This window comes from Paenibacillus xylanilyticus, assembly GCF_047246825.1.
Classification (GTDB): Bacteria; Bacillota; Bacilli; order Paenibacillales; family Paenibacillaceae; genus Paenibacillus; species Paenibacillus xylanilyticus_B.
The window spans coordinates 2,202,616-2,226,423 of record NZ_JBFOLB010000001.1 but is presented as its reverse complement, the minus strand read 5'-3'; the positions used below and the strand labels follow the sequence as shown (position 1 = coordinate 2,226,423).

Genomic DNA, 23,808 nt, shown 5'->3' with positions numbered 1-23,808 from the left:
TTTTTGCTTTCTAACAAGCTATTTTCTCAAATCAGAGTGTTAGGTAGAATACCCATATTTTTTAGTAGGGACAAAGAAACAGGCGAAGCAGGTCTTGGACGAATACACTGTTTTGAATGATCCGAGGAGGAGGGGAAAGTATGAAACAACATGTTACGCGTCGTGAAGCGGTGAAATTCATAGGCAAAAATATCGTTGCGGTGAAAAAAGACGGCACTCGGGTAACGGGAAAGCTGTTGAAAGTATCCGGCAATAAATTAGTGCTAAAGCGTATGGATGGTAAAAAAGTGCGCACAAAAGCTATTTTGCCACTGGTATTGTTTGACCTGCTCGCTATTGCTACACTGCCTTATGCTTATGGTCCTGGCCCTGGCTTCGGTCCCGGATATGGACCTGGACCGAAACCTGGCCCTGGATATGGTCCAGGCTACGGACCGGGATATGGACTTGGTGGCGGCTTTGGCCCTGGCCCTGGATTCGGCCCTTATGGTCAGGGTCCACGTCCACCAGGGTTTTTCTAGGCCATGCTATAATGTTTTTTCCATCTCATAACAGCGGCTTGTCATAATATAACGAACAGTACTGTAACCATTTTTTTGATAAAATTGCAGTCCCTTTGTATTGCCTTCATCGACCATCACTTTGGATCTTTTACAGCCCCGTGATGCGGCGAAGTTTTCGGCCTTTTGCAGCAAAGTCTGACCATACCGTTTGCGCTGCTCCTTCGTAGCAACAGCCATCATATCCACATATAACAGCTCGCCATGCATGAGAAAATGAACAAATGCAACAGCCTCTTTATTCTGTTCCGGCGAGATCACAAAGGTCATGCCCCTGTTCATTCGCAGGGGTATATCTTTGCGGATTTTGTTGATTTCATTTGTACTCATATGGGAAAGAGGAACAAGTTGTGAGTCAATTAAACTCATGATGGCCCCATCATCCAGCCTCGATTTGCGTTGCCGAATCACCATGCGTATTCTCCTTTCAGGACCAGTCGTGCTGCTCGTATATCCTATGCCTGCAGCAAGAGAAAAGGTGACTGTATGAAGTGCAGGGAATGGGGTTACGTTAAGAATCGAAGAAGTGTGATGGAAGACGTTTGAAATTTTTATCTGAATCAGGTATTGACTTATCGGTTCGAGGAATCATATAATGTTCCTAACATTTAACGAGAATATTTAATCGGCTATGAAGAGGACGAAGTTTTAAGGGCTCTTTTGCTCAGAGAGTGGCTGGATCTGCTGAAACCACCACCATAATCCCTTATATACGAGCTCACCTCGGAGCTGTTTTCCTGAAAAGCACTGGATGTCACTCCATCTGCGTATTAGGGAAAATCGTATGTCTGCGTTACAGACAACAGGTATGGAAAACGGCTGTGTCCGTTTGATCTATCGTTTTTTGTACCTGGTAAGGTCCGTTATTGCGAAATTTCGGACAAAGTTGGGTGGTACCACGGAAGCAACAACCTTTCGTCCCTCGCAAGCATTAACTTGTTTGCAGGGATGAAAGGTTTTTTTTGTAACTTCAAATGTCAGAATGGTGTAAATTCCGAGAGGAGGATGACTGATGGGAGCTCAAATTCCAGAAGTACGATCAACAGATGAATTACGTGAAAAATGGATGAAGCCGGAGGTCATTAGCGGTTCCGAAATTCTGCTAAGAAGCTTGTTGCTGGAAGGTGTAGAGTGCGTCTTCGGTTATCCAGGTGGTGCAGTGTTGTACATTTACGATGCCATGTATGGTTTTGAGGATTTCAAACACGTATTAACACGTCACGAACAAGGTGCCATTCATGCAGCAGATGGATATGCACGTGCGAGCGGTAAAGTGGGGGTTTGTATTGCTACCTCCGGACCTGGTGCGACGAATCTGGTAACCGGTATTGCAACGGCTTATATGGATTCCGTACCACTCGTAGTTATTACGGGGAACGTCATTTCCAGCCTGATCGGCTCGGATGCTTTCCAGGAAGCGGATATCACCGGTATTACAATGCCAATTACCAAACACAGTTACCTGGTAAAAGACGTTAAAGATCTGCCGCGTGTCATTCATGAGGCATTCCATATCGCGAATACAGGCCGTAAAGGTCCGGTGTTAATCGACATTCCGAAGGATGTATCAGCTAACAAAACGTTGTTTGAACCAATCACTGAACCGGTTACGCTGAGAGGTTATAACCCTCGGACGGTTCCCAACAAGCTTCAGGTTGATCGTCTGGCCCAAGCCATTCAGGAAGCTGAACGTCCGATGATTCTTGCAGGTGGCGGGGTTGTTTACTCAGGTGGACACGAAGAGCTGTTCGAATTTGTTGAAAAAACGGGCATTCCAATTACGACAACGCTTCTTGGACTTGGAGCATTCCCAAGCGGACATGAACTTTGGACCGGAATGCCGGGGATGCACGGAACATACACATCGAATCAGGCGATTCAACAAGCGGATTTGCTGATTAACATCGGGGCGCGTTTCGATGACCGGGTTACAGGTAAACTGGACGGTTTTGCGCCACATGCCAAAATCGTACACATTGATATTGACCCGGCGGAGATTGGCAAAAACATTGCAACAGACATCCCTATCGTTGGTGATGTGAAGACGGTACTCGAAATAGCGAACAAGGAAGTGCAACGTGCAGAGCGTGCGGATGCTTGGAGAGACCAGATCAAGCAATGGAAACAAGAAAAACCTTATAGTTATACAGATTCCGAAGACGAGTTGAAGCCGCAGTGGGTTGTTGAACTGTTAAATGATACAACCAAAGGTGAGGCGATCGTTACCACTGACGTTGGTCAGCATCAGATGTGGGCAGCGCAATATTACAAGTTCAATCAACCGCGTTCATGGGTAACCTCTGGCGGTCTGGGAACAATGGGCTTTGGATTCCCTTCGGCAATCGGTGCACAGATGGCGAACCCTGACAGACTCGTAATCTCGATTAACGGCGATGGCGGAATGCAGATGTGTTCACAGGAACTGGCAATCTGCGCGATTAATAACATTCCGGTCAAAATTGTCATTATCAACAACCAGGTGCTTGGAATGGTTCGTCAATGGCAGGAAATTATCTATGAGAATCGTTACAGCCACATCGATCTTGCGGGAAGCCCGGATTTTGTAAAACTGGCTGAAGCATATGGTGTTAAAGGACTGCGTGCCACGAACAAGGAAGAAGCTGAACGGGCATGGCAGGAAGCGCTGGATACACCGGGACCGGTCGTTGTAGAATTTGTTGTACGCAAAGAAGAAAATGTATATCCAATGGTTCCGCAAGGAGCAACAATTGATCAAATGCTGATGGGGGATGCTGAGGAATGATTAGACATACGATTTCGATTTTGGTCAACGATCAGCCTGGCGTCCTGCAGCGGGTATCCGGATTGTTCGGTCGACGTGGATTTAACATTGAGAGTATTACGGTAGGCCAGTCGGAAGAAGCGGGTTTGTCCCGTATGGTCATTGTCACCATTGGTGACGACAAAACGCTGGAACAGATTGAGAAGCAGCTCTACAAAATCATTGACGTAATCAAAGTGGTGGATTTCAGCCTTAAGCCGATGGTCGCCCGTGAACTCGCATTGATTAAAGTAAAAGCAGAACCTTCCGAACGTCCTGAAATTATGGGTGTGGTAGAAACGTTCCGCGCGTCAGTTGTAGATATTGGTCCAAGCAGTCTGATGGTTCAGGTGGTTGGGGATACCGACAAAATTGATGCCATGATCGAATTGCTTAAGCCTTATGGCATTCGCGAACTGTCGCGGACTGGAGTAACTGCACTGGTACGTGGCAACGTATAATTGCCAATAGATCTAATTGTATGGTCTAATATGCATATCGGGAAAGTGACAAGGGTGCGAAAAGAAGCAGTACCAACATACTTCGACTGATTCTTGAATGACATAGTAGTCCTGCATCTGCTGCAAGTCGACATTTTAGTGATGTAACGCTTGAAAAGAGAGCTACACACCCGCTTTAAAGGGCGGGTGTCTGAACGGATCGGATCAGACCTGAGTTGCTGGAATACCCAGCATGCCGGTCCCTTGAGACACCCGCTCATTAATGAAGGGTTCTTTACAATACAAAGGAGGACTTATAAACATGCCAGTAACTACTTATTATGAACAGGATGCAGAGCTTAGCGTATTGAAAGGAAAAACGATCGCCGTAATTGGTTACGGTAGCCAGGGCCACGCCCAAGCACAAAACTTGCGTGACAGCGGCTTGAACGTAGTCATCGGACTTCGTGAAGGTAAATCGTTTGACACTGCGAAAAACGACGGATTCGAAGTATTGTCCCCGGCTGAAGCAACTAGCCGTGCAGATGTGGTTCAAATCTTGCTCCCTGATGAAACGCAAGCTTCTGTATACAAAAACGAAATCGAACCAAACCTGAAAAAAGGCGCAGCATTGCTCTTCTCTCACGGTTTCAACGTTCATTTCGGTCAAATCGTTGCTCCAAAAGACAGCGATGTTCTGCTGGTAGCTCCTAAGTCCCCTGGCCACATGGTACGTCGTACCTACGTGGAAGGATTCGGTGTACCAGGCCTGATCGCAATCGAGCAGGATGCAACTGGTAAAGCAAAAGACATCGGTCTTGCTTACGCAAAAGGTATCGGCTGCACACGTGCAGGCGTTATCGAAACGTCCTTCCGTGAAGAAACAGAAACAGACCTGTTCGGTGAGCAAGCTGTTCTGTGTGGCGGTGTAAGTGCCCTGGTAAAAGCTGGTTTCGAAACATTGACAGAAGCGGGTTACGCTCCTGAAATGGCATACTTCGAGTGTCTGCACGAATTGAAACTGATCGTTGACCTGATGTATGAAGGTGGACTGGCTAGCATGCGCGATTCCATCAGTAACACAGCTGAGTACGGTGACTATGTAACTGGACCTCGCGTTGTGACTGAAGATACGAAGAAAGCAATGAAAGAAGTTCTTTCGGATATCCAACAAGGTAAATTCGCACGTGACTTCATCCTGGAAAACCAATCCGGTCGTGCTTTCCTGACAGCAACTCGCCGCAACGAAGCTGAACACCCAATCGAAGTGGTTGGCGGACAATTGCGTGAAATGATGCACTGGATCAAGAAGTAAGCATTTGCACTTAGAGGTAGTCCCAAAAGTCCTCAATTGATCACGAAGTAGCCCATGAAGCGAACTCGACATCGAATCTTGCGTTTACCTTCGGAGTCCGGTGCTCATGTAGGTTTGCCTACATTCCGCTCTTCCTCCTTCAGGTTCTCGCAACCTTCTCGGTGCTGAATCGTTGACTTTTTGAACAAGCACTTATAAAATAAGCGATTTTACAGCTTTAACCGGAAATAGCGGCCGTGCTTATGCGTGTGCCGCTATTGCTGGTTTAGAGGCAATCATACATTACAGTCTAGGAGGTGCGAGGCGTGCGTAAAATCTATGTATTTGACACAACGCTGCGTGATGGTGAGCAATCGCCGGGAGTCAATCTGAACACTCGTGAAAAGGTGGAAATTGCCCATCAGCTCGAGCGGCTTGGGATTGACCGGATGGAAGCCGGTTTTCCGGCAGCATCTCCAGGCGACCTGGCAGCGGTGAATGCAGTAGCGAAAGCGGTTAAAAATATTACAGTTATCGGCTTGTCCCGCTCCAGAGAGCAGGATATTGATGCGGTTAGAGAAGCGCTGAAAGGTGCACAGGACCCGTGTATTCATGTTTTTCTGGCAACCTCACCGATTCACCGCCAACATAAATTGCGTATGGACAAAGGGCAGGTGCTGGATACTGCTCGTTCAGCCATTCGTTATGCGAAGAAATCATTTTCCAAAATTGAATTCTCCCTGGAGGATGCAGGCCGTACCGAATATGACTTCCTCGTCGAGATGGTAAACATGGCCGTAGAGGAAGGCGCATCGGTTGTCAACATCCCGGATACGGTGGGATATCTGAGCCCATACGAGTACGGTAACATTTTTAAACATCTCAAAGAGAATGTGCACGGCATTGAAAAAGTACAGCTGAGCGCACATTGCCACAATGACCTGGGGATGGCAACAGCCAATACACTGGCTGCCATTCTGAACGGTGCCGATCAGATTGAAGGTACGATTAACGGAATCGGTGAACGCGCAGGGAACACTGCAATCGAAGAGATTGCCATGGCACTGGAGACACGTCAGGAATTTTTCCAGGCGAAAACTTCGCTGCAGCTCTCGGAAATTGCACGTACCAGCCGGCTCGTCAGCCGTTTGACAGGGATGGTTGTCCCTGGAAACAAAGCCATTGTCGGCGCAAACGCATTCGCACATGAATCCGGTATTCATCAGGATGGTATGCTGAAGGAGAAAACAACGTACGAGATCATGACGCCAGAGACCATTGGTCTGAAGGAAAGCAAGCTCGTACTGGGTAAACACTCCGGACGTCATGCTTTCCGTGAACGTTTGATTGAACTGGGATATGAACTGGAAGAAGAAGCTCTGAATCGGGCTTTTGCCCAATTCAAGGATCTGGCTGACAAGAAAAAAGAAGTCACTGACGAGGATTTGCTGGCCGTGATTGAAGAGAAATTGCAGGATGCACCTGAGGTGTACAAACTGGAATCCATCTTCGTGACATATGGCGATGAATCGACTCCGACAGCCAAAGTCCGTATTGCTACGCTTGACGGCAGCACGGTTGAAAAGCAAGCGGAAGGAAACGGTTCCGTAGATGCCATTTACAATGCGATTGACCAGGTAAGCGGGGAAGAAGTGACACTGTCTGATTACTCCATCAAATCGGTTACGCATGGTAAAGATGCGCTCGGTGAAGTGCATGTTGTATTGACCCAAAATCAGGTTTCCGTTCAGGGACGCGGCGTAAGCACCGATATTTTGGGCGCAAGTGCACGTGCGTATGTGGACGGCCTTAACCAGCTGATCGAGAAACGCAAAACATATACCAATCGGGTTAACGTGAACCTCTAATAATTATTGCAGCAAGCATAGGATGCATTGATATCTGCGCAGCAGTTCGATGCACAATCTAAAAAGTCTGACCCTCAACGATTACGGAAGGGTCAGACTTTTTGTTATAACCTTAAGTGAACAGGTTTATGAATTAGGATGGATTACGAATGATTGCAGGTAGACCAAATTACCACGCATACGCGTTAGGCGCATGTCCACCGGGACCAGGGAAAATCTCATCAAGACGTTTAAGTACAGCTTCATCCAAAGTCACTTCCAGACATTTGAGTGAAGTTTCGAACTGCTCCAGCGTACGTGGCCCAATAATGGGGGCAGTCACTGCCGGATTGGCAGCAACCCAGGCTAAAGCGACGGTATCCTGTGGCTCGCCGAGATCACGGCACAGTGCAGCAAATTCCTCAAGCTGTGTTTTATGACGCTCAATATGCTCAGCGATGCCTCCACTGCGTGTGCCTTCCAGTTTCTGAAGTGCATTGCGACCCAGCAAGCCACCATCAAGTGGACTCCACGGAATCACGCCTAGACCCAGCTCTTTGGCTGCAGGCAGCACTTCGAGTTCAGGCAAACGGCAGTTGAGGCTGTATTTATGCTGCTCGGAAACCAGGCCGAGGAAATGGCGGTTTTTGGCTTCACTTTGAGCGATGGCAATCTGCCATGCAGCGAAGTTGCTTGATCCTACATAACCAATTTTGCCTTGATGGACAGCATTTTCAAATGCACCCCACAGCTCGTCCCAGGAAATGGCCGGATCAACATGGTGCATCTGGTACAGCTCGACATGATCTGTCTGCAGGCGGCGAAGGGAACCCTCCAGATGGCGTCTGATTTTATAGGCTGAGAGGCCGGCATCGTTGTTGGGACCATCCGTTTCATCATGCATGGAGCCATATACTTTGGTCGCAAGCACCACTTTCTCACGTCTGCCGCCACCCTGGCTAAACCAGCGTCCGATAATCTCCTCGGTAAGGCCCGAATTCTCACCCCAGCCGTAAATGTTAGCGGTATCAAAAAAATTTACGCCTGCATCCAATGCTGCATCCATAATGCGGAATGCTTCTTTTTCGTCTGTAGCAGGCCCAAAATTCATGGTGCCGAGACATATCCGGCTGACTTTGAGACCTGATTTTCCCAAGTACGTGTATTGCATGGTTGCAATCCCTCCTGAGTTACCTGAATTTGACTTCAAATTATATTTTACCCCACGCAGACGAGCAGAACAACAGACTCCAACCCTCTTATAGGCAAAATCTATTAAAGTCATAGATTGTATATCTTGGTCAAATGACCACTGAATATGATACAAAAGAGAGAGTTAAGTATGACACGTACGTATTGAGATGAATGAAGGAGTTGGACAACCCATGACAGACGTGAAAAAAATTGCAGTCATCGCAGGTGACGGAATCGGTCCGGAAGTTGTAGCAGAAGCAGAGAGAGTACTCAAACGCACGGAGGAAGTGTTTGGATATCGTTTTGAAACCGAACATGCACTGTTTGGCGGAATTGCCATCGACGAGAAAGGCACACCTCTTCCAGAGGAGACGCTCAGCGTATGTAAAAGCGCAGACGCAGTACTGCTCGGAGCCGTTGGCGGTCCAAAATGGGACAACAACAGCAAGGAACTTCGTCCCGAAACGGGCTTGCTGGGAATCCGCAAAGCGCTCGGATTGTTCTCCAACTTGCGCCCAGCTGTTGTATTTGATTGCCTGAAGGATGCATCCACCTTGAAACCTGAAGTACTGGAAGGTACAGATCTGATGGTGGTGCGAGAGCTGACCGGAGGTATTTACTTCGGGGAGAAGTTCAGACGTGAAGGCTCACAGGGTGAAGAAGCAGTCGACACCTGTGTATATAATGTAACGGAAGTGGAGCGTATCGTTCGTCAGGCGTTTGAGATTGCTCAAGGACGCCGCAAAAAACTGGCTTCTGTGGACAAAGCAAACGTCCTGGAAACGTCCCGTCTCTGGCGTGAAGTGGTTAACCGGGTAGCCCCGGAGTATCCGGATGTTGAAGTGGAGCATGTACTCGTAGACAACTGTGCAATGCAGCTGTTGCGTCGTCCAGCAAGCTTTGACGTTATCGTAACGGAAAATATGTTTGGAGATATTCTCAGTGATGAAGCAGCAATGCTGACAGGTTCGATTGGCATGCTGGCCTCTGCGTCGCTGGGCGAAGGCAGCTTCGGACTGTATGAGCCAGTACATGGTTCAGCGCCGGATATTGCCGGTCAAGGATTGGCGAACCCAATCGCAACAATTTTGTCTGTAGCGCTCATGTTCCGTACAACCTTCGGTTATGCCGAAGGCGCGGATGCCATCGAGGCAGCCGTATCCGAGGTACTGAATGCCGGACATCGTACGAGCGACATTGCAGTAGATAAGAGCAAAGCCATCAGCACTACGGAAATGGGCGATCTGATCGTTGCAGCGATCCGTAAACAGGCATAATAAGACATCATGATCAGGCAGCCCTTAGCTTTCCAGCAGGAAAGATAGAGGGCTGTCCCTTTATCTTTTTGGCACGAAAATTTCTTATTTATAATAATTATAAAAAAATAACGTTTATAATCTTGACTTTGAGAAGTCCGGATGATAACATTTTACTTGTACTTGTTACCAAGTATCAAAACACTTTAATAACAGGAAAAACGTCCGCGTTTTTCTTGATGATGAGCAATCCATAGGGTTGCTTACATAATCCCAAAGGAGGAATTTTTAGTTATGGCAGAACGTTTGGTTGGTAGACCAGCACCAGATTTCGCAATGGAAACAGTATCGGGAGACGGACAAGATTTTGGTTCCGTGAAACTGTCCGATTATCGTGGCAAATGGCTCGTATTCTTCTTTTATCCTTTGGACTTCACATTTGTGTGCCCAACTGAAATTACAGCTTTGAGCGATGCTTCCGAGCAATTCAAAGCTTTGGATACTGAAATTCTTGGCGTGAGCGTTGACTCCGTACACAGCCACAAAGCTTGGATCAACACACCTAAAGACAGCAATGGCCTGGGTCAATTGAACTTCCCACTGGCTTCCGATATCACGAAGCAAGTTGCTAAGGATTACGGCGTTCTGATTGAAGAAGAAGGCGTTGCATTGCGCGGTCTGTTCATCATCGATCCAGAAGGCGAACTGAAATATCAAGTAGTTAACCACAATGATGTAGGCCGCAGTGTTGAAGAAACACTTCGCGTACTGCAAGCTCTGCAATCCGGCGGATTGTGTGCAATGAACTGGAAACCAGGCGACAGCAACCTGTAAGCCTGATTAACTTGAACGATTGTTGTTCAAGCCCTCATCCCTCTCGGGATTGAGGGCTTTTTGCACCCTTTTTTCCAAATATAAAATGAGGTTGTACAGGGGTGTTTAGACAGGGTAAGAATCGTGTTAATGATGTATTATAGGAATAAGAGGTTTTTTACATCTCTCGAAAGAGGAATTGAAGAGCCTGAAGGCGAATAGGGTATGGAAACCCCGTAAATATTTTGGGGCATGGCAATGATAATATTTTGATGAATGTGACACACTGATGGAACGATTTCCTTTTCAGAAAAGGTGCAAGTGTACGGGAGAGCCGTTTCTAATATAAGATCCCGACACGTAATAAGGAGGGTGAACAAAAATGAGTTACTGTTGTGGGGCAAGTATGGTGGGAACGAAGGGCACGCTGAAGCATTACCGCACCCAGGTTCATAATGTTCCCCTGCTGTTTTGTCCGGTATGTCACCGGGTAGAAGTGCATTACAAAGTGGAAAATGAATATGAAATTTTGGCTGAATATGCGCATGGTGACGGTGCTTCCGAGATTGATTTTCAGGATTATGTGACTGAGGATGAAGATGCAATCTTCGAAAATTGCGTAAACCGCGAGAGCGAGGATGCAATGGTCATCGTGCAGCGACAGATCGACATGTCCTTGGACCTTCTAAGGCTTGCCAAGGAAATGAAGGATGAGAAATGGGAGAGCGAACTCAAACGCCGATTAGCCGTGATGAGCCAGCGCAGACTTAAAATTCAGCATAACAAAAGCGGGCTATAGATGTAATATGCATGATATAGATCGTGATCTGATACGAACGGAGCTGATTCGCAATTTAAGCGAAAAGGCTTCGTTTTTGTGTTTTCGAAAACGCTATTTCGAGGTTTTTCTTAAAATAATTTCCATTCGACACTTTCTCCGATTGACTCTCTTCTATAAACTTGTCTATGATAAAAACAGACTTGCAAAAGAGGCGGAGCAAAAAAGTGTTCGTGTTTGGGAATAGGAGATAGGTTAGAATGGAACAAACGTATATTATTTTCCGGATCAACTGTTGGTTACCGGGAAAAGACCAGCTAGGGTTCCGGACGTGCCATCCATATTTTCGGCGGCTCAGCCCCCCAATGAAAGGGCACCGGTAATGAAAAATAAAATCGGCCCTTCCTGTTTCTGTGATGATATGATGTCCGAATGGCAAGTTTATCATTTACGTGAAAAGGAGGAACCTGACATGATTAGTGAATTTCAGGACACAGTGCCTCACCCAACGAACGGATTCCCGCCTGTACATCTCGATAACAACAAATATGAAAATGTTCTGGAACATTTGGATAGCGGTATTATGTTGTTTGACAGCAACGGTGTATTGACGTTTATTAACGTTCAAATGGCAAAATTGTTGGAGCTTCCCCGAAGTCTGTTGAGCGGCTGCACCCTGATGCAAATGCTGCATCATCCCCAGATGAGCCGATTCAAGAAAAAGAAAATTTTACGCATCTATCGGGAAACCATTTTCCACCGTAAGCGCTATCATGAATTGATTGACGAGTATGGCAGACACTGGCTGGTCACGGTTACGTACGGAGATCAGATGGATGGAGATTTTTTGTTCAGTGTCAAGGATGTATCCGATTATAAACAAATTGAACAGACCGCTTATCAAAATGACAAACTTGCCATGCTTGGGCGCATTTCGGCATCCATTGCTCATGAGATTCGCAATCCTTTGACAGCGATCCGCGGGTTTATACAGCTGCTGCGCCCCCATTTGCTGCAATTGGGTAAAGATGAGTACGCCAGGATCATATTGACGGAGATTGACAGGGCGAACGACATTATTTATGAATTTCTAAACTCATCCAAACCGTCAGCACCGCAGAAGACGATTATGTCTGTAGACTCTCTGCTCAAAGAAGTGGTCCTGCTGACGGAAAGCGAAGGCTTGATGAAAGGTTGCGAGATTACGCTCGATGAAGCGGACTCGCCGATGAATGTCTCCATCGATGTCAAACAGATTAAGCAGGTTATTTTGAATATGGTAAAAAATGCGATGGATGCCATCGAGGACGTTGGTGAAGAACATACAGGCCTAATTCGAATTTCAACTGGAACCGAGAACAGGTATGTGCAGATTTCCATTGCGGATAATGGTCAGGGTATGGACCACAACACGCTTGTACGCCTGTTTGATCCATTCTTTACGACCAAAGAGAGCGGGACAGGCCTTGGACTCTCTGTAAGTTATCGGATTATCAAAAACCATGGGGGTACAATCTCTGTTGATAGTAAAAAGGGTGAAGGAACACGGTTTATGATTATGCTCCCATTGGTGTAACTGCAGGACATTGGAAAGGAATCGACGCGTTCGTCGATTCCTTTTGTTTTTTTTGCGAACAATTCGGGTTATAGTTAGGATGAATGCGGATACATAATCATAGCTGTGAAAGGAAGGTCATTATGGATATTCAGGGAATGGAACAGATGAACAAGCATCTGACAGAGCACGTGGGTCAAATTATTGTAGGCAAGGAACGAACCATAGAGCTGATCATGACAGCCATTATTGCATCAGGACACGTTCTGCTTGAGGATGTGCCGGGTACGGGCAAAACGATGCTGGCGAAATCGGTCGCCTCATCTCTGGATTGCACGTTTCAACGCATACAATTCACTCCTGACTTGTTGCCGTCAGATTTAACTGGGATTCACTTTTACAATCAAAAAGCCGGGGATTTCGAGTTCAGACCCGGTCCGTTATTTGCGAACCTGGTGCTGGCCGACGAGATCAATCGCGCTACACCTCGTACCCAATCAAGCTTGCTGGAATGCATGGAAGAGCGGCAGATCAGTATCGATGGTTCAACGAGACAGCTGGAGCGGCCATTTATCGTCATAGCAACCCAGAACCCGATTGACAACCAGGGGACCTTCCCGCTGCCTGAGGCACAAATGGATCGATTTATGATGAAAATTCGGATGGGGTATCCGAGCAGTGATGAAAGTGTAGAAATTTTGAGACGTACTGTCGCCGGTCGATCGGTCGCCGATCTTACATCAATTATAAGTCGCGAAAAATTGCTGGAAGCACAGCGTACATACCAGTCTGTTCAGGTCGAAGAAGACCTGCTAAAATATATCATCCGTCTCACGGAAGAGACACGCCGACACCCCGAGCTATCGCTTGGCGTTAGCCCAAGGGGAGCCCAAGCCCTGCTGAAGGCAAGTCAGGCATGGGCAGCGCTGCATGGCAGAGACTACATTCTGCCTGATGATATCAAGGTGCTTGCTGAGCCTGTGTTGGCTCACCGGCTAGTATTCCGTAACAGGGTACGACAGCAGGAGGGTATGGCTGAGCGAATGATTCAGGAGATTCTGAGCCAGGCTGAAGTGCCTACGGAGAACATTGGCACCGCCAGTGGACGGTAAGTATGGCATTGTTATGGCTTGTCGTTGTCGGGAGCATTGTCATTGGCTTACAAGGCATATGGTTTGGACGTCCGGCATTGCGAAAACTGAAGTATACACGTGAATTCAGCAAACTTCGCTGTTATGCAGGGGATGAGCTGGAGATGGTGGAGACGATTGCCAATGAGAAGCGGGTTTCGGTTCACTGGCTGAGACTTGAGGCGATGATGCCTGGCTCTTTTGTATTTCGCAGCAGTTCAGGCATGGATATCAGTCAAGGCGACATTTATCAGAATCATAAAAGTATCTTTACATTAAAACCGTTTACGCGTATCACACGCAAACATCCCTTTGTGTGCACTCAACGCGGTATATATACTCTGAACACGGTGACAATGACCGGTGGAGATCTGTTCGGCATTTGGCGCACTTCGAAACCCATCCCTGTTCATCTGTCCATGATCGTATACCCTTCACTGGTCCATGCAGAGGAACTGCCTGCCATCTATCAGGTGTGGCAAGGTGAAGTTGAAGTGTCACGCTGGATCGTGGAAGATCCATTTCTCATTCTGGGTGTCCGTCCCTACGGTGCAGGAGACCCCATGAATCGTATTCATTGGAAAGCGAGCGCACGAACAGGTGAGCTGCAGGTATACAAGCAGGGATGGACTGCTGATCCACAGTCCTGGATTATTGTAAACATTCAGGAATCAGCGGATATGTGGAGCGTGGTGACCCGGCCTGAGACAATTGAACGTGCATTGCGATATGCTGCAACAGCTGCGGTGGATGCGATCGGCAGAGGGCTACCTGCAGGTTTTGCCCATAATGGCTATCGGGTAAACGGAGGGCGTGATCCGCTTCGGATTGAGCCCGATTATGGCAGCCCACATCTGGAGCTGCTGCTGGAAGCGATGGCGGAGACAGAGTTGAAATGCATGGTTCCCATGGAGCAATTTCTGCATGCTGAAGTGGAGCGCAATGAGGAAGCTCAGCAAGTTCAAAGTTATCTTTTAATCACATCCTATGTTTCTTCTGCGATGGAGCATGAGATTGCTCGCCTACATGAGCAAGGTCATCGGGTAACTGTTCTTCCTGTAGAGCGTGAACAAAGCGGTGCGAAGAACAACAAGGCGGTGAGTGCATGAGTGAACCGACTTCGAGCAGATCCAGACTCGGAATACCTTTGTTAGCAGCCCTACTGACAGGCATTTATATGTATCCGCTGCTAACCCTGACCTCGCTCTATGCAACCGGTTATCTGCCATACACATTAATGATCATTTATGTTTTAGCAAGCGGGTTAAGTGTGGTACTGAAGCAAAAGTTTCAGCGATTGGGAATGAATACCTGGATTCGGTTAGGTGCAGCTCTGCTTTTGGGAGCACTTTTCGCTTTGGTATTAACTTTGGCAGCCGGACTTTCATTGCCGGAGTTGTTCACAGGTCTTATATGGGGAATCATATCAGCCTATATAGGTTTGGCGCCCGAACCGACACTTCGCTCCACCTTGATGTGGAGATGGCAGATTTTCGGTGTGGTTGGTTCCATTATACTGAGTAGTTTCTCACGCTGGCTGGAACCTCTTTACCCGCTACAGCCGTATGTGGGAACGTTATACGTATCAGGTCTAATCAGCTTTGTGGGCTGTTTGCTGGTCGTGTACAGCTCGCAGCTGGACAGGGCTGTACTAAACGATGGCAGCAAAAGAATGGTGCTTCGGGAGTTTGCCAGATCGAATCATCAGCGGTTGATATGGATGTTGATTATCATTACGGGAATTGGAGCATTTCCCAGTCTTGCCGCATGGCTGGCTCCTCTACGGGATCGTCTGCTCGCATGGATCAGGGGGTTAATAGGCTCATCTCCCAATCAGGAGCTGCCCATTACACCTACCCCTACTATGGACCCGTCAATGCTTCCGGGCGGAGTGGAGGAACCGTCAGAACCATCTGTTTTCTGGGACATACTGGGTTGGGTCGTCCTTGGAGCATCTGCTGCCCTGATTCTATGGCTTATCTTCAAATTGGGACGGAAGGTGATAGATCGTCTTATGGACCGATTGAAGGGGATGATGGAACCCAAGGAACGGAGTGCCGAACCGCGGACCGAATACATCGATATTAGTGAAACACTGGAAACGCCTGTGAGAGAACGAAAACCATGGTTTCGAAAAAAAGAATTACCCCCATCAGAGGAAGCCGAGCGTGTACGTTACTATTACAGGAAATGGATCGATAGTGCCAAACGTCGAGGCGTGGAAATCGAAGGCGCGCAGACTCCGCTGGAAGCAGCAGAGGCTATCCTTCATCATAAGCGCTCATCAGGCAAGCAAGAGGAACAGAAACTCTCAGAGGTGTTGCCTGGTGCCTATAACGCAGTACGCTATGGAAAAAAAGTTCCGGACCCTTCCGAGATGGGCGAGATGGATCGAATCTGGAAGTCCCAATAGACCCAATAACGTGTTTATCCCTTTACTTTTCTTGTCACGTTCAAGTATCATGAGAGGAATACACAAGTTGGTCAGAAAAGGAGCAGACAAATGAAGACAAATCATTGCAAGATTGTAGATTGCACCATTCGTGATGGCGGATTGGTAAATAATTGGGACTTTAGCGTGGACTTCGTTCAACAGCTGTACGCTGGATTGAATGAGGCAGGCGTTGATTATATGGAAATTGGCTATAAAAACTCGCCGAAACTGCTGAAAGGTGCCGAAGAGGCAGGACCTTGGCGTTTCCTGAATGATGATTTCCTGCGCAAAGTGATCCCGCAAAAAGGAAATACCAAATTGTCTGCTCTGGTTGACGTTGGACGTGTGGACGAGAATGATATTTTGCCACGCAGCGAGAGCATGCTGGATCTGATTCGTGTAGCCTGCTACAGCAAAGATGTAGACAAGGCGCTTGCGCTTGTTCAAACGTTCCACGATCGTGGATATGAAACGACTCTCAACATCATGGCATTGTCCAATGTTATGGAAAACGAGCTGCTCGAAGCTTTTGAATTGATCAAAGATAGCTCGGTAGACGTTGTGTACATTGTTGACTCCTACGGAAGCCTTGACCATAACGATGTGAAATATCTTGTAGAGAAATTTAAAACCCATTTGCCAAACAAACGTCTTGGTGTGCATACTCACAATAACATGCAGCTTGCGTTCTCCAACACTCTTGTGGCTGCTGAGCTCGGCGTTGAACTGCTGGATGCCTCTGTGTATGGTATGGGCCGTGCAGCCGGTAACTGCCCAACAGAACTTCTTGTTGCGCATCTGAAGGGAACGAAATACAATCTGCGTCCGGTACTGGGCGTTTTGGAACAATTGATGGTTCCTCTGCGTGAAAAAGAAGAATGGGGTTACATTCTGCCATACATGATTACCGGTGCACTGGACGAGCATCCTCGTTCGGCAATGGCGCTGCGTTCGTCATCGGAGAAGGATAACGTTGTGGATTTCTACGACAAGCTGACAACGCCTGAAGTGAATTTCGATAAATAATTGCGGTCAAATATTCACAATTGACTGCCGCTGTTCTGAACCATTAGCAAAATGGTCTGAAATAAAGTTGTAAACTAAAAAAACATGGACTCCAATTGGAGATTCATGTTTTTTTAGTTCTTAGTACCTTGTTTTCCTGCATAGATATGAATACATATTCCTATTTTAAACTAAATTTGTAGTTCACGTCCGCAGAATTAAATGTTATTATGTACCAGATAGCATGTATTCGCATGTGAATTGAACGTTGGTAAATATTTATTGTCGAATGGTGTAACAATGAAAGTTTTCAAGCCTGAACGTCACAACATTGGCTAAAGGTTTATTCAGGATAGGTGATCCCGGGAAGGAAAAACACGGCATGAAGGCAAATTCGCAAGATCAGAGAAAAGTAATCTGGGTCGCGCTAGGCGGCTTATTGTGTTTCCTGGCAAGTCAATGGTATCGTTCCTCTGCAAGCTCTGATCTAATCATATCCGGATACCCGGTTCTGACGCTATTGGGTGGATTCATTGCAGCAGCAGCCTGTATCGGCATTTACAACCAAAGCTGGTTGTTCCAGACCCAGAAGCTTACCCTGCGCAGGGTCCTGATCACAACACTCTTTTTATTAATAGGTCTGTTTGAATTGATTCATATCGTTTCATATGCAGAAGAGGTGCCGAGCGGAGCGATGATGGAATCAGAGTTCTCGTTGAAAATGATGACCCTTGGCTCTGTGGTTTGTACAGCCGGATTACTGCTCATTTATGTAGTGAGAGAAAAAGAAATTGCGTTACCACGTAAATTTATACTATTCAGCGGAACGTTGGGTACGTTTGTCATATTATACACATTGGGTGTCCAGGAATGGAGCTGGGTGCCGAAGCTAACCCAGGAAGGTCTGCTCAGCGGAACGTTTACGAGAATTCACTTTTTGACAGGACTTCTGTACGGCATTACTGCGGTTGTGTTGTTTCTGAAATGGAAGAAGGGCAAGGACGGGGATCTTCCCTTTATCCTGTGCGGAGCCCTGTGTTTTTTCTACGGAGAATGCTACCTGGTCTCTGCTGCGGAAGTGAACGACCTGAATCTGTTGTTTGCAATGTGTATGAACTGCATGGGTTACTTTTTTATACAAAAAGGACTTTACACAACGGCCGTGGATACACCGTTCCTGAAACAGCAGGCCGCTGAAGCCAAAATGAAGTATATTGCTCATCATGATGATGTGACAGGTCTGCCGAATCGTCGCCGCCTCTCCCAAAGATTGAGAACGTTACTGGACGATGCAGTGGAGCAGGAACAGCTAGTGGGTGTGCTTGTACTGAATATTAACCGCTTCAAAATGATTAACGATTCTCTTGGTCAGCAAGCAGCCAACCGTGTCCTCCGTCAAGTGGGGCAGCGCCTCAAGCATTCGTCTCTGCCGGGCGAGGAAGTGTATGGTTTTGGACGGGACGAGTTTGTGGTCACGATGACGGACTTCTGGACAACAGAAAATGCACTGCGCCGAACAAGATCAATTTTGCAGCTGTTTGAAAAGCCCGTTATGGTCGATGGCAATGACTATCATATTACGCTTGGCATAGGCATGGCCATATATCCCCATGACGGGGGATCACCGGAGGAAATTATTCAAAATGCGGATACAGCCCTGCATAATGCCAAGGAACAGGGCATTGAGCTGAATCGGTATGCCCATGCAATGCAGATGAAGGCACAGGAACGCCTGCAGCTGGAGAATGATCTGCGCAAGGCGCTGGATCGGGGCCAGTTCTACCTTGTATATCAGCCACAGATTAATCTCGCAAGTGGAATGATTGTAGGTATGGAGGCGTTGGTACGCTGGCAGCATCCGCAACGTGGATCGATATCCCCGGCAGAGTTCATTCCTCTGGCAGAAGAAAGTGGGTTGATCGTGCCGCTGGGTGAGTGGGTGCTTCGGGAGGCATGTGCACAGAACAAGCTGTGGCAGGAAGCTGGGTATCGCAAGCTATGTGTATCAGTCAATCTCTCAATGAGACAATTCAGACATTCCCATTTGCTGGACAACATCAGTGGTATTCTAAGGGAAACCGGATTGGAGCCTTCTTGGCTTGAACTCGAGATTACCGAGAGCATGACATTTGATAAAGATCGTGCGTTTGAGCAGCTGCGCAAAATTAAAGAAATTGGTGTTCATATCAGTATTGATGATTTTGGAACAGGGTACAGCTCACTGCATTATCTGAAGGATCTGCCGATTGACCGGCTCAAAATTGATCGCTCATTCGTCAATGAAGTCATGGAAGATCGCAACAATGCGGCGATTGTATCTACCATTACATCCATGGCGCATCACCTGCAATTGAAGGTGACGGCCGAAGGGGTGGAGAACGAGGCACAACTCCTTTTCCTTCGTGATCAGCATTGCCATGAAGCACAAGGCTACTTTTTCAGTAAACCGATCGTTGCAGCCGATTTTGAGAAGCAGTTTTTACGAGATGTGGATAAACCTACAGGATAAACATCAGGCAGGGGCGTGGATCGCTTCTGTCTTTTTTTATGTACGAAGGAAAAAGTGGTAAATGGAACTTGCAAGGATTGGAGGAACATGTTATATTAGTTTTTGTAAAAACCATGTTAAGATTCCTAGGAACTTAACGGGACGTAGCTCAGCTTGGTAGAGCACCTGGTTTGGGACCAGGGGGTCGCATGTTCAAATCGTGTCGTCCCGATCGTCAATTGTGCGGGTGTAGTTCAATGGTAGAACTTTAGCCTTCCAAGCTAATAGCGTGGGTTCGATTCCCATCACCCGCTTAACTTCATTTAAGAAACCCCCTTGTTAATCGCAAGGGGGTTTCTTTTTGTCCGGAAAGTGGAATCCTCACAATGTCTTAAACCACTCAAACCTTTGCATTTAATCCATCTTCTGGTACAATAATGAAGAATGGATACTATACATGAATGAGAGGTAACCACACGTCCCATGAAGTAAGACACATGAATTGAACCCCAGTAACTGCAGAGCGTGTATGACGCAGTCAGCCGGAGCGGCTGAGCAATGAGGGGATTCGTGTGTCCAAATTCAGCAATGGGATCAGGTGTGTGTTTGTTATGGTTTGCGTTTACCTTGTTTAGGGGTATATTTCTTCATGCCTGGGTGCCTTATGCTTGTTTTTTGACGCTTGATCCAAACCTGAATTGCCAGACCGCCGGCCGATGCCAGCGGTTTTTTTGTTCAGGAAATATTCGTTATGAATTTCCTGTGAACCGTGGCAGCTCCAATAGTGACCGAGATTAACGACAGAATTTCACATCATTGTTGGGGATGTATTCGATTTTAACGCAGGAAGGATGAGGTCTTATGATGACATTGGTGCGCCTACATGAAGTATCAAAAGAGTGGAACGGGATGGAATTGTTTGCAGGATTGAATATGGAGATCAACGAAGGTGAGCGGCTTGCCATTCTGGGTCGCAATGGATGCGGAAAAACGACATTGTTACGTATCATTCTAGGAGAAGAGGAGGGTGGTGGACGCATTGAGCGCCATATTCCGCAGCAGGAATGGGGATTCATGCGTCAGCGCTCCCTAATTGAACCCGGAATGAAGGTGCTGGATGCTGTACGGAAGGAAAGTGGCCGGATGTATGAAGTGAAACGTGAGTTGGAAGAACTGGAACGGCGAATGGGCATGAGTGGGAGTGATGAGGAGCCGCAGCTGCTTGAAGCCTATACCATAGCCATAGAGCAATATGAGCAGCTGAACGGATACATGTGGGAGACCGAGGTGGAAAAGGTATTGACCCGTCTTGGGTTAAGCTCGGAATTTTGGAACAGACCCTATCAATCCTTGAGTGGTGGACAAAAAACCAAGGCGAGGCTGGCAGGACTACTGGTCAGCAAGCCCAAATTTCTGATTTTGGATGAACCGACGAATCATCTGGATGAAGACAGCATGCGCTGGCTCGAAGAATGGCTAACTAACTACACAGGCACACTGCTCTTTGTTTCACATGACCGAACCTTTATTGATCAGGTAGCAACAGGCGTCGTTGAGTTCAGCCCACAAGCGCTGACCAAATATAAAGGCGGGTACTCTGACTACAAAGTTCACAAGGAGAGGGAGCGGCGTGAGCAGGAAACCCTTTACCGCAAACAGGAACTGGAGCGCAAAGCGCTTGAAGAGACCATTCGCAATTATCAGCAATGGTTCCATAAGGCCCACAATTCAGCAACGGATGTGGAGGTTAAGATCACCCAGAGCTTTTACAAAGCCAAAGCCAACAAAAACATCTCGCGTTACCATGCAAAACAGAAGCAGTTGGAACGCCTGGAGAATGAGCGGGTAGATAAACCTCGTGAAGCAGCAAAATTAAACATGGAACTGCAAGTCAACACGCTGGCGGCACGCCAGCTACTTGGACTGAGCGAAGTCAGTTTTGCTTATCCGGGAGGAAAGCCATTATTTCACGATCTGGGAATGGCTGTCGAGCGTGGTGATCGGCTTGCCGTACGTGGGCCAAATGGTACGGGCAAGACGACCCTGCTTAAATTGATGATCGGGGAGCTGGAACCGGAGCACGGTAAGGTGACACGGCACCCACAGCTGAAGATCGGATATTTTTCACAAGAGCTCGAGGGACTTCCCGAGAATCTGACCCTGCTGGACAGTTTACTCAGTCTTCCGTCCATGACCCAGAGCTCAGCACGAACCATTCTGGGATGTTTTCTGTTTACCAGAGAAGATGTATTCAAGCGCATCGGGGACCTGAGTATGGGAGAGAAATGCAGAGTGGCGTTTCTAAGACTATACTTTGGCGGTGCCAACTTGCTGGTGTTGGATGAACCAACGAACTATCTGGATATCGATACCCAGGAAGTCATGGAAAATGTATTAAAGCAGGCTTCGGGCGCATTGGTGCTTGTATCCCATGATCGAATGTTGACCAAGATGCTGGCTAACCGTTTGGTTGACCTGGAACCGGGAGGTAGGGTTGCGGTATTCGAAGGAGGAGTTGAAGATTGGGAACAGTCAAGAAAACTTCGAAATTCTGCGCTCGACCAGCGGGACTCGGACGATGAACGATTACGGCTGGAATTGCGGTTGTCCGAGTTGCTGTCTCCGATGAGTGATGCGGGTAAAGGTGTATTTTCACATCCAGGAGCTGATGAGGAACGAGCAGCTGAAGCAGCCGAGATCCGGGAAATTCAAAAGCGGTTAGAACAGCTGAAGAAGAAGGCTGCGACCGAAAATTAGATGGATGACCGGCTTGCTATTTCGATTGAATTTGCATATAATTATGGACGATCATCGATAATTACATCGATACAGGTTTGACTAATCAACAAACGTGATGATGGAGACAAGTAAGCAGTGCCTCTGGACAGGGAGGAAGCGCCGTAGATTGAGAGCGTTTCTGTAGAACAAGGCTGCCGAAATTCACTCCGAAGCGGTTCCCTGAACTTGGCTTTGCATTCATTTGCAGAGTGTCAGCAGTAGGGGCAAACGGTTAACGGTCGTTATTCCGTACAGAGTGAGACAGACGTGTTGCAGGCCGGAAGGGCCAGGCAGCGCCGGATGTCTAACAAGGGTGGTACCACGGTCTTTTCGTCCCTTTTGGGGAGAAAAGGCCTTTTTTTGTTGCAATAACACCACATAAAGGGGGCAATTACACATGAAAGAACGTTTAGAGGCATTGAAGATCGAAGCGCTGGAACAGTTGTCCGGCGTAAATGATCCGCAGACGCTTGGTGATCTGCGTGTAAAGTATTTGGGGAAAAAGGGCGCATTGACCGAGATTTTACGTGGTATGGGTGCACTTAGTGCGGAGGAACGTCCAGTGATTGGGCAAGTGGCCAACGATGTTCGCAGTGCCATTGAGGAAGTCATCGACAGCAAGCAGGAGCAGTTCCAGAAGGAAGAGACAGCGAAGCGCCTTCAATCCGAGAAAATTGATGTGACCCTCCCTGGACGTCGTGGACGTCAAGGCGGCCTGCATCCGCTTACCAAAGTGGTACAGGAAATCGAAGATATTTTCATCGGTATGGGATACCGCGTAGCGGAAGGTCCTGAAGTGGAAATGGATTACTATAACTTTGAAGCACTGAACCTGCCGAAGAACCACCCGGCCCGCGATATGCAGGATTCCTTCTATGTAACAGAAGACCTGTTGATGCGTACCCATACGTCTCCGGTTCAAGTGCGGACCATGCAGAGCATGAAAGGGGAAGTGCCTGTCAAAGTCATTTGCCCGGGTAAAGTATACCGCCGCGATGATGACGATGCTACGCATTCCTTCCAATTCAACCAGGTTGAAGGCTTGGTCATCAGCGAGAACATTCGTATGAGTGACCTGAAGGGAACCCTGCTGCAATTTGTGCGTGAAATGTTCGGTGCTCACACGGAAATTCGTTTGCGTCCAAGCTTCTTCCCGTTCACCGAGCCGAGTGCGGAAGTGGATGTAACCTGTGTACAATGTGGCGGTAGCGGCTGCCGGGTATGTAAACAAACTGGATGGCTTGAAATTCTGGGCGGCGGTATGGTTCATCCGAAAGTGCTGGAAATGGGGGGATATGACCCTGAGAAATACAGCGGTTTCGCATTTGGTATGGGGGTTGAGCGTATCGCGATGCTGAAGTACGGTATCGATGATATTCGTCATTTCTATAACAGTGATATGGCATTCCTGAAGCAATTCGGACGGCTGTAACTTAACGATAAGCAAGCGCAGC

General features: G+C 47.5%; 18 protein-coding genes and 2 tRNA genes. 18 read left to right on the top strand and 2 right to left on the bottom strand.

What is annotated here, in order from left to right; genetic code table 11:
* Positions 1 to 140: 140 nt before the first annotated feature.
* Complete coding sequence (locus tag AB3N00_RS09655; protein WP_413034328.1) at positions 141 to 521, top strand: hypothetical protein; 381 nt, start codon at positions 141 to 143, stop codon at positions 519 to 521.
* A 6-nt stretch (positions 522 to 527) separates the two neighbouring features.
* Here the strand turns inward: AB3N00_RS09655 and AB3N00_RS09650 are convergent, their stop codons facing one another.
* The gene (locus tag AB3N00_RS09650; RefSeq protein WP_413035235.1) at positions 528 to 971 is read right to left on the bottom strand and encodes a GNAT family N-acetyltransferase; all 444 of its coding nucleotides are present in this window, start codon (positions 969 to 971) and stop codon (positions 528 to 530) included.
* Positions 972 to 1,572: 601 nt separating this feature from the next.
* Between AB3N00_RS09650 and ilvB the strand changes: the two genes are divergently transcribed.
* From ilvB to AB3N00_RS09630, 4 genes are all read left to right on the top strand, one after another.
* Complete coding sequence (gene ilvB, locus AB3N00_RS09645) at positions 1,573 to 3,324, top strand: biosynthetic-type acetolactate synthase large subunit (protein ID WP_175399494.1); 1,752 nt, start codon at positions 1,573 to 1,575, stop codon at positions 3,322 to 3,324.
* A complete protein-coding gene (gene ilvN, locus AB3N00_RS09640) occupies positions 3,321 to 3,803 on the top strand; it encodes an acetolactate synthase small subunit (protein ID WP_095288328.1) in 483 nt (160 codons plus the stop codon). The genes ilvB and ilvN overlap by 4 nt, the downstream gene beginning before the upstream one ends.
* 301 nt (positions 3,804 to 4,104) lie before the next feature.
* Positions 4,105 to 5,097 carry a ketol-acid reductoisomerase gene (ilvC, locus tag AB3N00_RS09635; RefSeq protein ID WP_095288327.1) on the top strand — a complete coding sequence of 331 codons (993 nt, stop codon included), beginning with the start codon at positions 4,105 to 4,107 and terminating at the stop codon, positions 5,095 to 5,097.
* A gap of 305 nt (positions 5,098 to 5,402) precedes the next feature.
* Positions 5,403 to 6,944: a 2-isopropylmalate synthase gene (locus AB3N00_RS09630; protein ID WP_413034327.1), complete on the top strand. Its 1,542-nt coding sequence runs from the start codon at positions 5,403 to 5,405 to the stop codon at positions 6,942 to 6,944.
* A gap of 169 nt (positions 6,945 to 7,113) precedes the next feature.
* Here AB3N00_RS09630 and AB3N00_RS09625 read toward each other — a convergent pair whose 3' ends face one another.
* Complete coding sequence (locus AB3N00_RS09625) at positions 7,114 to 8,094, bottom strand: aldo/keto reductase (protein ID WP_413034326.1); 981 nt, start codon at positions 8,092 to 8,094, stop codon at positions 7,114 to 7,116.
* Between the two features lie 214 nt (positions 8,095 to 8,308).
* On the opposite strand from AB3N00_RS09625, the gene leuB reads away from it, so the two are divergent.
* The 13 genes from leuB to pheS all read left to right on the top strand — a co-directional run bounded on the left by leuB (position 8,309) and on the right by pheS (position 23,786).
* The gene (gene leuB, locus AB3N00_RS09620) at positions 8,309 to 9,394 is read left to right on the top strand and encodes a 3-isopropylmalate dehydrogenase (protein ID WP_413034325.1); all 1,086 of its coding nucleotides are present in this window, start codon (positions 8,309 to 8,311) and stop codon (positions 9,392 to 9,394) included.
* Between the two features lie 273 nt (positions 9,395 to 9,667).
* On the top strand, positions 9,668 to 10,207 hold the full coding sequence (locus tag AB3N00_RS09615) for a peroxiredoxin (RefSeq protein WP_062320195.1): 540 nt from the start codon (positions 9,668 to 9,670) through the stop codon (positions 10,205 to 10,207).
* A 361-nt stretch (positions 10,208 to 10,568) separates the two neighbouring features.
* Positions 10,569 to 10,985 (top strand): hypothetical protein, encoded by a 417-nt coding sequence (locus AB3N00_RS09610; RefSeq protein ID WP_024628323.1) that lies wholly within the window; start codon positions 10,569 to 10,571, stop codon positions 10,983 to 10,985.
* A 451-nt stretch (positions 10,986 to 11,436) separates the two neighbouring features.
* Positions 11,437 to 12,540, top strand: coding sequence for an ATP-binding protein (locus AB3N00_RS09605; protein WP_413034324.1), 1,104 nt, complete (start codon positions 11,437 to 11,439; stop codon positions 12,538 to 12,540).
* Between the two features lie 122 nt (positions 12,541 to 12,662).
* Positions 12,663 to 13,631 (top strand): AAA family ATPase, encoded by a 969-nt coding sequence (locus tag AB3N00_RS09600; RefSeq protein WP_413034323.1) that lies wholly within the window; start codon positions 12,663 to 12,665, stop codon positions 13,629 to 13,631.
* 2 nt (positions 13,632 to 13,633) lie between these two features.
* On the top strand, positions 13,634 to 14,758 hold the full coding sequence (locus AB3N00_RS09595) for a DUF58 domain-containing protein (RefSeq protein ID WP_413034322.1): 1,125 nt from the start codon (positions 13,634 to 13,636) through the stop codon (positions 14,756 to 14,758).
* Positions 14,755 to 16,062 (top strand): hypothetical protein, encoded by a 1,308-nt coding sequence (locus tag AB3N00_RS09590; RefSeq protein WP_413034321.1) that lies wholly within the window; start codon positions 14,755 to 14,757, stop codon positions 16,060 to 16,062. Before AB3N00_RS09595 ends, AB3N00_RS09590 begins: the two co-directional genes overlap by 4 nt.
* A gap of 90 nt (positions 16,063 to 16,152) precedes the next feature.
* Positions 16,153 to 17,109: an aldolase catalytic domain-containing protein gene (locus tag AB3N00_RS09585; protein ID WP_175399504.1), complete on the top strand. Its 957-nt coding sequence runs from the start codon at positions 16,153 to 16,155 to the stop codon at positions 17,107 to 17,109.
* A gap of 361 nt (positions 17,110 to 17,470) precedes the next feature.
* Positions 17,471 to 19,597, top strand: coding sequence for an EAL domain-containing protein (locus AB3N00_RS09580; protein ID WP_413034320.1), 2,127 nt, complete (start codon positions 17,471 to 17,473; stop codon positions 19,595 to 19,597).
* A gap of 137 nt (positions 19,598 to 19,734) precedes the next feature.
* Positions 19,735 to 19,808 (top strand) — tRNA-Pro (locus AB3N00_RS09575).
* An 11-nt stretch (positions 19,809 to 19,819) separates the two neighbouring features.
* Positions 19,820 to 19,890: transfer RNA gene (locus AB3N00_RS09570), tRNA-Gly, on the top strand.
* A 547-nt stretch (positions 19,891 to 20,437) separates the two neighbouring features.
* Positions 20,438 to 22,333, top strand: coding sequence for a ribosomal protection-like ABC-F family protein (gene abc-f / locus AB3N00_RS09565; RefSeq protein ID WP_413034319.1), 1,896 nt, complete (start codon positions 20,438 to 20,440; stop codon positions 22,331 to 22,333).
* A 418-nt stretch (positions 22,334 to 22,751) separates the two neighbouring features.
* Positions 22,752 to 23,786, top strand: coding sequence for a phenylalanine--tRNA ligase subunit alpha (gene pheS / locus AB3N00_RS09560; RefSeq protein ID WP_175399507.1), 1,035 nt, complete (start codon positions 22,752 to 22,754; stop codon positions 23,784 to 23,786).
* Positions 23,787 to 23,808: the final 22 nt, after the last annotated feature.